The sequence below is a fragment of the Francisella sp. 19X1-34 genome, assembly GCF_041102755.1.
In the GTDB taxonomy this organism is placed as follows: Bacteria; Pseudomonadota; Gammaproteobacteria; order Francisellales; family Francisellaceae; genus Francisella.
Window position 1 is genome coordinate 1 of the sequence record NZ_JBGCTX010000070.1, and the last position, 11896, is coordinate 11896.

The following is an 11896-nucleotide window of genomic DNA, read 5'->3' on the forward strand; positions in this document are numbered from 1 at the left end:
TTGCACATTTTATGATTAAATTTGAAGATAGGATTGGTAGCCTATGAAAAATTTACACAAAAGTCTGTAAAGGGTCTCTTAGATCAACAGCAATCTTTTGATGACTCATAATATCTATTAACATACTCATCTAGAGAAATATTATCGCTCTCTACAAGCTCTTTTTCAGCAACAACAGATTTTCTAACCTGCTCTTCTAGTTTTGATTTCATTTTCTCAGAGAGCTTAAAGTTTCTAAATTCTTTTGAGACATTTTTAGAAGTTTCTAAGACAAAGTTTTTATATCCTTTTTCTTTTGCAATATCAATGATCTTAGCCGACGGTGTTTTAGATACATCTAATACTTTTTGTTTCTCAATTTGAACTACATCTAAATACTCTTGAGACATTTTTTTAGCAGTACTTTCAATTTTTTCAAATAGCTCTAAAGCATAGTCTTTTAGCAATATTTCATCATTATCACTACTAATTTTGCAAAGCTTAAGTTTTGGATTACGTCCCTCTATTGCGACAGCTGTTAAGTTTCGTTTAGCTTGTTTTATAGAGCTTTTATCATAACGTATATTCTTTTCTTCAAAACAAGTCATAAGCATTGCTTCTATAAATAAAGCTGTATTTTTACTTATACCATTTGTTGCAAAAGGATCAACATCTAAAACTCTAACTTCTATATATTCAACTCCTCTATTTGATAAAGCACAAGCAGGTCTTTCGCATCTTTTGGCAACTTGTTTTGGTCTAATGGCACTATAATACTCATTTTCTATTTGTAAGATACTTTCATTTAACTGTATTCTTTCTCCCTTAGAGTCATATAAACCTATAGCTTTATACTCTTCAAATATTTCATCTGTAGCCTTTATAAGATCCCTTACATAAGAGTTAACATCATTATAAGATATTGCCAAATCTTTTTGCGCAGGACTTGTATAACCAAGATCGCTCATTCTAAGACTTGTTGCATATTTTCCTATATAAAATTCTTCATCCAGGTCTACTAAATAGTCAGGCTTATCTTTAACAGAACTTTTCGCACATATTGGACTAGCTCCAAATAGATAAGGCAACAACCACATAAATTCAAAATAATTATTTATAATATCAAAATAAACATCCGAAAAAGAAACATTATTTTGATTTGCTTTAGCTTGAATCAATTCTTTATCAAATGAAAAGTTGTAATGTATTCCTGCAATGATCTGCATCACTTTACCATATCTAACCGACAAGCCTTTACGATAGGTTTGCTTCATTTCCCCTGAATTAGATTTACCAAAATCAGCCTCTTGAATTTCACTCTCACTTGTTGATAAAGGCATGCTCGTGTTTAGAGTTATCTCATCATCACTCATATTTTGTAACGTAAAGGCCCCTAGAGCCTCTAGTTCATTAAAAACATTATCAACGCTAGAATGAGGAGATGTGATCAACTCAAGCAGATTCTCAGAAAAGTCAACTGTTATACTATCATTAGTGAGTTTATGACCAAGTTTATAAGGATGATGTGAATGGGCTAATCCACCATCAAATTTGATACGTAAAGTTTCTCTTTCTATGCCACGAAGGTTATTAATTTTTTTAAAATCGTACATTACTAATCCCAAATAAATACCTAACTAACAAGTATAAACTAATCAGCAAACAATTTTTAGGAATCTGTTACTTTTAATGATCTAAATGTTCCTAAAATAACAATTACGCTTATATATACAAAAAAACCAATCAATACAATCAAGCACATATTTTTTAACCTTTCAAACATAGATAATGTGATCCAATAGCTATCATTCAAATTAAATAGTTTTAGCACAAAAACCATAAGTATGCAGGCTATTACTATTCTTACTAAGATAGTAACAGGCAAACAAAGCATCAAAAATTTTTTAAGATTAAAATCAGACAAGGCCATAAGTTGAGTAAAGAGGTTTATAAAAGCTACTCCTGAACTAACAAATGCTAGATACATAAAGGCATATTTATCATTAGCAAAGAAATATACAACTATTAAATCTAATACAATACTAAGGATTAAACACCAAAGACTTATATAAAAAACTATTGAGGTTCTACTTTGAGTATACAAAGCAGATACTACAACTCGAACAATCACAAAGCAGAATAATGAAAGTAAATATCCCAACATTGCTAGATAAGTATAATCAACATCTTTAAAACTAAAATGTCCATAATAAAATAATGTAATAACAATAGGCTTTGCCAACGTAAATAACCCTATAACTGCTGGTATTGTTATTAATAACGTTAACTTTATAACCCATGATAAGGTTCGAATAAACTTATCTTTATCAGCCCTACATTTTGTTAAATATGGAATCATTACTACTGCTATAGCAGTACCAAACACACCATAGATAAATTGATTTACCCTATCTGCATAATACAACCAAGCTAAGCTTCCAGATATTAAAAAAGAAGCAAAAAATGTCTCTATTAATCCATTTATTTGTAAGATTGCTGTACCAAAAAAAGCACCTGGAAGTTTTTTTAGAAAAACTCTTGATCTAATATCTTTTAATAAAAAAATATCTCTACTAAACTCAAAGCTTCCTACTAACTTATATAGTGCAAAAAATCCTATTAATACCTGAATTAATCCAGCTAATAGAACACTATAAGCAACACTACAAATAGAGATATTTAAAGCTGGTGATATTACAATCCCAATGATCATCACTACATTTAAAACTATTGGCAGAAGTGATGATACAAAATAACGACTATAACTATTTAATACTGCAGATATAAACCCCATCATACTATTAAAAAGTATATAAGGTATCATAATGACAAACATGTCTCTCACAAGTTGATGAGAATTACCTTTATCAACAAAGCCATGAGCATAAATATCTATCCACAAATTGCTAAACGCTATCAAGAGTAGTGTTATTATTAGCATAACTATAGCTATACAATACAATATACTTACGATAAACCTCTTATCTCTAACATTTATTTCTCTGTTGAAATAAGGGTTTACAATCTGAGTCAGAGCTCCGGATGAGGTAACTTTACGAATAAATTCAGGAAATCTAAAAGCTATAAGAAATGCTTGTAAGCTAAAGCTACTACCAAAAAAACTTGCTAGTAATAAATCCCTAACAAAACCTAAGATTTTTGATAGAAATAAAAAAAAAGAAACAATGAAACTATTTGAGAAAAACTTTTTCATCTTAAAAATAAGACTTATCTATTTTATGAATTCTCAGTTGGTTTCTTCTGCCAGCTATCTTGGAAACTTTTGATTTTTTTGTTTGCTTGAGCTAGCTCTTCTTGAGACAATTTAATCTTAGCTAACTCTGCTTGTGCAACACTTAGTCCTTTATCAGATATATTAGGACGACAGTATGCATTAAATTGATTCCAGAAATTAAGCGCTGGTGTTTTATATAATGACACTGCTTGACTCAAGTAAGCATACTTATCAACATTATTATTTGATAACTCAGCAGCTATAGCAAATGCCGGAGCATATGGTTGTTCTATTGCTTCTTGTGCATATTTCTTAGCTGACTTCTTGTCACCTTTTACTATATATGCTTTTGCTAAACCTACTTCAACTGGTGAAATATGATCTATCTTATAAGCCATTTTATACCACTTAAGAGCTTCATCAACATTCTTAGGTAAGTCACCTTCACCAGTAAAGAAAGCATTCCCAATAAAAGTTTTTCCTTGTGATATACAGTAAGGATATCTTTCAATAAAGCTTTGCTCATTGTTAATCAAGAACGAGCTACGAGCTTCTAAACTACCATTTGCAATAGCTAATTTGTACCACTTATATGCTTTTGCAAAGTTTGGTGCTGGAATATTTCCAGATCTTACATAGAAGTTACCTAATTGATTCTGAGCTATTGCATATCCTAACTTAGCTGCTCCAATTATATATTCAAGACCTTTTTGCTGATTAACCTTGATATCATTAGAACCAAAATAATATAACTCTCCAACTAAGTATAATAGATAAGAGTATGATTTCTTGTCATGCTCAGGAATACCATTTTTCTTATAGAATTCTATCGCCCATAACGCATCACTTAAAGCATCTTTATCATTCTCATCAAGTTGGATATATGCTTCTGCTAATAAACCTGTAGCTTTAGCATCAGTTTTATTATAAGGCTGACAAGATTTTAAAACTGTCTCATAGTCTTTATCAGCTCCACTTTTATAGCACTGCTCTAAAGTTGCATATGATGAGCTAAAAAATAGTACAGATAAAAAAGCAACTATAAACTTGGCCTTCATTTTTTCTCCCGTAATTTGAAATAGAGTTTTCGCATAATTTATAAAATACTATAATATCAATATATTATTTTTTTAACACTTTTTTTACACTGATAATTTAGCAAAACTCTATGACTCTTCCCTCAGGTATATATTTTATAAGGATTTTAGAGGCATTTTGAGGTAAAAACCCTTTTGCTTTTTCAGGCCATTCGATAAAACATATGCTATTTTCATTAAAATAATCTCTAGCACCAACCCATTCTAACTCCTCTGGATCAGCCAATCTATACAAATCAAAATGATAAATATTAAAGTTATCAAACTGATAATCTTCAACTAAAGTATATGTCGGACTTTTGACATTTCCTTGATATCCTAAAGATTTTATAACTCCCTTAACAAAAGTTGTTTTACCAGCTCCTAGATCTCCATATAAAAAAATTACTGTTCCTGGCACTAATTTCTTAGCATATTCTTTAGCAAACTCAAACATTTGCTTTTCGTTCTTAACTATTTTGCTTTTCATATTCTTTTATAAATTCCCCAGCTAAAACAAAGGATCCAAAAACTACCGTTACAGTATTTTTCTTTGCTAGGTAAATACTGCTTAAATCCTTATTATAATCAACTTTGATAATACCCTGCTTGCTAAATTCTTGCTTGATGATTTCTATATCCAAAGCTCGTGAGTCTAAAAATTTTAGATCAACAACTTCCCACTTATAGATATAGCTTTTAGCAATAGATAAAACTTCAGCAATATCTTTACTTGCAAGAATCCCAAATATAGCCTCATATCTAACTTTCTTAGAAGCAAACTTAGACTCAAGTAGCTTAAACAAGTGGTTTACCGAAGCCGGATTATGCGCAACATCAACAATTACATAGCTTTTTTTCTCATTATCATCTTTAAGCAACTTAAATCTTGCATTTGCTCTTACATCATCTAACCGAGGAATATAATTGATTTGCATTCTATTAAAAAGATATTCTGCTACACCCATAGCGATGTTGTAACTATGTATAAAGCATTCTGTAGAACTATATTCATAATTATCATTATAAATTATTGCTTTTGCTGATTCTGCATATTGATAAACACTACTTGGCATCTTTGAACCTAGAAATAATGGTATATCTTTTCTTGATATTGCAGCTTTCTCAATACCTATTTTATCTAAAGTATCTCCTAAAAGCTCACAATGATCAAAATCAATATTTGTTATAGCTGTTATATCAGGATCCATTATATTAGCGGCATCAAGACGTCCACCAATACCAACTTCTAAAATTAAATAATCTAATTTAATTTTCTGCGAATACATGCAAGCACATAAGAATGCTATTTGATAATACGATAGCTTATAGTCAGAAGTTATTTCTTCTAGTCGCTCTAATAACTCTAATAAAACATTATCACAAATAGGCTGTTTATTTAGAGAAATTCTCTCATTAAACTTAAATACATGCGGAGATGTATGGCTTAAAACAGCCTTATTATTTGTAGTTAGCAACTCCTCTAACATTGCTACCGTAGTACCTTTACCATTAGTACCAGCAATAGTTATAATCTTAAATTTTTTTTTGAAATTAAATCTAGCGAGTATAAATAATAAATCTCTAGAGCTGCAGGCAAGAGCATCGCGATTAGCCATGATTTTAGCTATTTTTACTTCGATACTCATTTTTTGATAAATTAAGCTTGTTCTTCTGCTTTATGTTCTAAGGCTTGAGAATGGTTTATTTTTGTAAGATTTGGCATCAGCTTATCTATTAATTTAGAAACTTCACTTCTTAAGTTTCTACGATCTACAATCATATCAACCATACCTTTTTCTACTAAGAACTCACTTCTTTGGAACCCTTCAGGTAGCTTTTCTCTCACAGTTTGTTCAATAACTCTAGGTCCAGCAAAACCAATCAATGCTTTTGGTTCAGCAAGATGAACATCTCCTAACATTGCTAAAGAAGCCGAAACCCCACCTGTAGTAGGATCTGTTAGAACAACTAAGTATGGTAGCTTCGCTTCTGCTAGTTTTTGTAATGCTGCACTTGTTTTTGACATTTGCATAAGTGAAAACAAAGATTCTTGCATTCTAGCTCCGCCACTTGCTGTAAAACAAATAAATGGTACTTTTTTCTCCATAGCAAGCTTAACACCTCTAGCAAATTTCTCACCAACTACAGACCCCATAGAACCACCTAAAAACATAAAGTTAAATGCAGCAGCTACTACTGGGAAACCTTTTACAGTTCCATCCATAACAACTAAAGCATCCTGCTCTTCTGTTTTCTTTTGAGCTTGAGAAAGTCTATCTTTATAAGTTTTTGTATCTTTAAACTTAAGCATATCAACTGGAGCTATATTAGCAAAGTGCTCAGTAGTACTATCTCTATCAAAGAAGATATTTAATCTATGTCTTGCAGATATTCTGTAGTGATAATTACAGTGTGGACAAACTGACTTATTATTCTGTAACTCTTCTGAATATAATGTTACTTGACAACTTGGACACTGACTCCATATACCTGATGGCATATCTTTCTTCTGCGCATTTGTACCTAAACTTCTACTTATTACTCTTGTTAACCAACTCATTCTCTTATCTCCTCCAAAAATTAAGACTAGATATGCTTCTTAGCTAAAAATTTCTATGTCACTAAAGAAATATCTAATTTCTTGAGCTGCTGTATCCTCAGCATCAGAACCATGAACAGCATTAGCATCTATACTATCTGCAAAATCAGCCCTTATTGTACCAGCATCTGCTTCTTTAGGGTTAGTTGCTCCCATTAGCTCACGATTTTTAGCTATTGCATTTTTACCTTCCAAAACTTGAATCATTACTGGACCTGAAATCATAAACTCAACTAATGCACTAAAGAAAGGTCTATCTTTATGTACAGCATAGAAGCCCTCTGCTTCTGTTCTAGATAATTTTTTCATTTTAGATGCTACTACTTTTAGGCCTGCTTTTTCAAAACGGCTGTAGATTTCTCCTATTACATTTTTTGCAACAGCATCAGGTTTAATTATAGATAAAGTTTTTTGTTTACTCATTTAAGTATTCTCCAATATTTTATTAATTCAAATTATAGCACTTTTATTCATGAAATATCAAAACTAGGCGTTAATTATTAGATTTTTCGATAGCTGCCTGTATATATGACTCAAACAATTTATGACCATATCTTGGCGTTGAGGTAAATTCTGGATGAGCTTGGCATGCTATGAACCATTTATGGCCTGGTATCTCTACAAGCTCCATTAGATTATTATCTTCTGATCTTCCAGAGAAAATTAATCCAGCTTGTTCAAGTTTTTCAACATAGTTATTATTTACTTCATATCTGTGACGATGTCTTTCAACAACCTCATTAGACTCATATATTTCTCTAGCACGCGAACCTTCTTTTAAAACACATTTATAACCACCTAAGCGCATTGTACCACCTAAGTCAGAGCTATGTGTTCTTTGATGGATAGTCCCATCTTCTGCTTGCCATTCAGTTATTAGCCCTATAACGGGATTGTGAGTGGCTGGATCTAATTCACTTGAATGAGCATCTTTTAACCCAAGTATATTTCTTGCATACTCAACCACAGCTAGTTGCATACCTAAACAAATACCTAAAAATGGAATATTATTTTCTCTAGCATATTTTATAGAGGTTATCTTACCTTCAGCACCTCTACTACCAAAACCACCTGGCACTAAAATCGCATCAACTCCATCAAAATATGATGAAACATTTTCATCTGTAATATTTTCAGAATCAACAAACTTAATTTTCACCTTTACACTTTTTTTATAGCCAGCATTATACAGAGCTTCATTTAGAGATTTATATGCTTCCGTTAAAGATACATATTTACCAACCATAGCGATTGTAACCTGACCTTTAACATTTTTAATAGTATCTACAACACCTTGCCATTCTGAGAGATCCGCCTCATTAGTATTTAAATTTAAAAGCTCTACCAATTTAGCATCAAACTTTTGCTGATTATATTTAAGTGGTACTTCATAAATTGTTTCAACATCCTCAGCTGTAAAAATACAATCTTGATCAACGTTTGTAAAAAGAGCTATTTTACGTTTTTCACTTTCATCAAATCTCTGCTCACATCTGCAAACTAAAACATCTGCCTGTATACCAATACCTCTTAGCTCTTTAACAGAATGTTGTGTCGGCTTTGTTTTTAACTCGCCAGCAACTCGTATATATGGCAAAAGGGTCAAGTGAACAAATAAAGTTCTATTTCTACCAAGCTCAATTCTTAGCTGTCTAATTGCCTCTAAAAATGGCTGTGATTCAATATCACCAACCGTACCACCAATCTCAACGATAGCGACATCAACATCATCAGCAATCCCCATACAAACGCGCCTTTTTATCTCATCTGTAATATGAGGAATAACCTGAATAGTTGCTCCAAGGTAATCTCCTTTTCGCTCTCTTTTTAAAACACTTTGATAAACCCTACCAGTTGTAAAGTTGTTTGCTTGAGTCATTTTATTACGAATGAACCGCTCATAATGGCCAAGATCTAAATCAGTCTCTGCACCATCTTCTGTAACAAAAACTTCCCCATGCTGAAGTGGACTCATAGTACCCGGATCAACATTAATATATGGATCAAGCTTCATCATAGTTACATTTAAACCACGACTTTCTAAAAGAGTTGCTAAAGAAGCAGCTGTAACGCCTTTACCAAGCGAAGATACAACCCCACCTGTAACAAAAATAATCTTAGTATTTGAATTCATCAGAACACATGAAAATATAAAAAATCATGGAACATAATAATAACATTTTTCCTAAAGCGTTGCTATTTGAAAATAGCTTAATTAGTAAGATTTATTATTAGCTAAAGGAAATTCATGAAAGTAAACTTTTTCCATGTAATAATACTAATCTTATTTCTAAGCTTAGATTTTAAAAAGAAAGAAACATAATTTTCTGATATTGCATTAAATAATATTTAGAAGACTATAGTAGACATTATTAGAACTAGTTCTAATAATGATTTTTATAATTTAATCCAAGCTTGATCACCATATATACCATCTGGTCTATAGGCAGATACTGAACACCAATCTGTATATGGCCAGCCTTTACACTCATATATCGAGCTACCAACTTTAACTTTATCTCCAGCCTTATATTTAGTATTTGTATCATATTCACTAATATTAGCAGGAGTTTCTCCCAGCTGAATTTTCATATCTTTCTGCCAAATTGGTGCTCCTTGAAGAACACTTCCAATAATAAGATCATATTCACCTGGTTGCAGATTATGAGCAGTTAATGATAAATCATATGTCTGCATCGGATCTATCTGTATATCTCTCTTATCATATACTGCTTTTCCACTACTATCTTGTAATGTTACAAATACATTTGTTTTATCTGATGCATGCGACATAATCTTCGCTGTTATGTTTACTGAGCCATTTGAGTTTAAATCATATTGATCTTCAAAGCCCATTAAATGAAGTTCATTTTTAAGATGATGTTCTCCTTGATAATATTGGAAGCTAATATCACTATAAGGCTTAGTTGCTACTTGATAAATACTAACAAGCTCATCATTTGGTACAACATTGCCATTATTGTCTTTAACTCCCGCGATAATGCTACTGTTAAGTTCTTGTGTGCTAATCTGATTAATTTTTGCTGTCATTTCTTTAATTAAATCATTCGCTGACATACCTCGAGGAACTGTTACAAGATCATACTCTTTCATTACTCCATCTTTAGAGACTTGCAAAATCACTCTATCTCCTTCGCGAACATCCTCATCATTAATTGTGAAAGTATTCATTTTAACAGGAAAACGATCAGATGGGTTTGTTTGCTCATGATCTCTAATATACTCCCATGGACCCCATTGAATAGCTCCTGGAATCTGGCCTGGATTTACCCACCATTTGCTAGCATAAACTTTTCCTTCATAAATAACTTCTGTACCACGATCTGGATAGCTTTTATTTGGGTCATACTCTTGCAGGCCACCTGCGCTACCTCCATTATCAGTACCTCCATTATCAGTACCTCCATTATCAGTACCTCCATTATCAGTACCTCCGTTATCAGTATCCCCACTTGGCAATATAACTGTTCCAGCAGGATGTGCATCTGTAAAATCAACATCTATAACATTAAGGAAACTAGCTCCAGTATCGCCAACATTCCATTCAGCAGCAAGAACCTGATATCCTGTTCTTGCTGGCAAATCACAAGTCATTGTAAACTTACTATTAGCATCAGCAGGATGTGCATTTGTGAAATTAGGAATTGGGTTGTAGCAGTTTAATGATTGTACCTCAAAATCACTTCTACTTAATGGCATATTTGGATTCCAATCAGGTTTTGTTATCCAGACTCTAAATGATGCTGGAGAAATTGTCCAATGTGATGCTGTAAAATGCCATCTGATTGTTGTTGGGCCAGACCTAACAACAGTTTTAGCCCACCTACTTGCTGTCTGCTCAGAAAGAGCTGCACTAAGTCCAGCTCCTCCAACCTGATCACCCATAGAACCATTTTCAAAACTACCATCTGCGACTTCAAATGATTGTGGCTCATAAAGAGAGATATTACCACACCCTTGATTTACACGTTCATTACATAAAAGAGGACGCCCTTTCGGTGTTTCAACATAAGCATGTGAATATGCTTGTGAAGTAGCTAACAAAGCTAATCCTGTTAAGATTGTTATTTTTTTTAGTCTCATGATAAGCTCCTTATCTAAATTTATCTCAAGAACCCTATTTAAGCCCACATTTCCATGCTACATCATTAAATAAAAAAATAAAAACTAAGCTAAAAAAGCTATTTTCAGAGGTATAACTACAGCATTTTCTTAGTTTTTAATGAAAGCTAAAGAATTATAGAAAAGTTTAACTAAGACGTAATTAATCTAGATTTAACAAATATCTTTTTATAAGAAAAACCTTGATATTTAAAAATTTTTATCAAAAAAATATAATCTTAGGTTAGCCATAATTAAATATCCATATATTTTTTATATTGATTTTCTAATGGAAACTCACAAAATTTTAATTGCTATTTAATCTGCATTTTTCTTACAAATACTGATAATCTAAATAGAAGTAATAATTTTTTCTACAAATGAAGAATACCAAAAAAATCCAAATGCCTGATACATTAGTAATTTTATTTTGTATCGCAATACTTGTGGCTATTGCTAGCTACTTTATTCCTGTAGGTAAATTTAATGTAAGAAATGTCCAGTATACTTCTGATGGACAAACTCATTCAAGAAGTGTACTTATTGCAGATAGCTTCAAATTCAAACTAGACTCTAAGGGCACTCCAGAAGCTAATCCTGTAAAAATATTTGCAAAAGATAGCTCTGAGAACAGAGGCTTTACAAGCTTTATTTATGATGGCATGACATCTGGCTCTAAAGATGGTGGTGCTGTTGCTATAATTGCGTTCTTACTAATAATTGGAGGCTCATTTGGTATATTACTTAGAACAAAAGTAATTGATCAATCAATATTACGTGTCGTAAACAAATTCCAAAATAACAAAATGGGAGTGTTGCAATCTAAGCAATAATTGGAGTAAATTTTGAAAATCTACATTTCTTGTCTAAAAAATGACTATA

The 11896-nt window shown here is 32.0% G+C and carries 10 protein-coding genes; 1 reads left to right on the forward strand and 9 read right to left on the reverse strand.

What is annotated here, in order from left to right; all coding sequences use genetic code 11:
- Window positions 1-83: 83 nt before the first annotated feature.
- The 9 genes from gshA to AB8E56_RS09905 form a co-directional block, all read right to left on the reverse strand.
- The gene (gene gshA / locus AB8E56_RS09865; RefSeq protein WP_329480597.1) at window positions 84-1592 is read right to left on the reverse strand and encodes a glutamate--cysteine ligase; all 1509 of its coding nucleotides are present in this window, start codon (window positions 1590-1592) and stop codon (window positions 84-86) included.
- Between the two features lie 56 nt (window positions 1593-1648).
- Entirely contained in the window at window positions 1649-3193 is a 1545-nt protein-coding gene (murJ, locus tag AB8E56_RS09870) for a murein biosynthesis integral membrane protein MurJ (RefSeq protein WP_329480599.1), read from the reverse strand.
- Window positions 3194-3216: 23 nt separating this feature from the next.
- A complete protein-coding gene (locus AB8E56_RS09875; RefSeq protein ID WP_329480601.1) occupies window positions 3217-4272 on the reverse strand; it encodes a sel1 repeat family protein in 1056 nt (351 codons plus the stop codon).
- Window positions 4273-4369: 97 nt separating this feature from the next.
- Window positions 4370-4780: a tRNA (adenosine(37)-N6)-threonylcarbamoyltransferase complex ATPase subunit type 1 TsaE gene (gene tsaE / locus AB8E56_RS09880; RefSeq protein ID WP_329480603.1), complete on the reverse strand. Its 411-nt coding sequence runs from the start codon at window positions 4778-4780 to the stop codon at window positions 4370-4372.
- On the reverse strand, window positions 4761-5939 hold the full coding sequence (locus AB8E56_RS09885; RefSeq protein WP_329480605.1) for a Mur ligase family protein: 1179 nt from the start codon (window positions 5937-5939) through the stop codon (window positions 4761-4763). The genes tsaE and AB8E56_RS09885 overlap by 20 nt, the downstream gene beginning before the upstream one ends.
- A gap of 11 nt (window positions 5940-5950) precedes the next feature.
- Window positions 5951-6853, reverse strand: a complete 903-nt coding sequence (accD, locus tag AB8E56_RS09890) for an acetyl-CoA carboxylase, carboxyltransferase subunit beta (protein ID WP_329480607.1) — start codon at window positions 6851-6853, stop codon at window positions 5951-5953.
- Between the two features lie 39 nt (window positions 6854-6892).
- Window positions 6893-7315 carry a nucleoside-diphosphate kinase gene (ndk, locus tag AB8E56_RS09895; RefSeq protein ID WP_329480609.1) on the reverse strand — a complete coding sequence of 141 codons (423 nt, stop codon included), beginning with the start codon at window positions 7313-7315 and terminating at the stop codon, window positions 6893-6895.
- A 70-nt stretch (window positions 7316-7385) separates the two neighbouring features.
- Window positions 7386-9026: a CTP synthase gene (locus AB8E56_RS09900; protein WP_329480611.1), complete on the reverse strand. Its 1641-nt coding sequence runs from the start codon at window positions 9024-9026 to the stop codon at window positions 7386-7388.
- Between the two features lie 263 nt (window positions 9027-9289).
- Complete coding sequence (locus AB8E56_RS09905; protein ID WP_329480613.1) at window positions 9290-10996, reverse strand: lytic polysaccharide monooxygenase; 1707 nt, start codon at window positions 10994-10996, stop codon at window positions 9290-9292.
- A 398-nt stretch (window positions 10997-11394) separates the two neighbouring features.
- On the opposite strand from AB8E56_RS09905, the gene AB8E56_RS09910 reads away from it, so the two are divergent.
- Complete coding sequence (locus AB8E56_RS09910) at window positions 11395-11847, forward strand: hypothetical protein (RefSeq protein WP_329480615.1); 453 nt, start codon at window positions 11395-11397, stop codon at window positions 11845-11847.
- The last annotated feature ends 49 nt before the right edge of the window (window positions 11848-11896 follow it).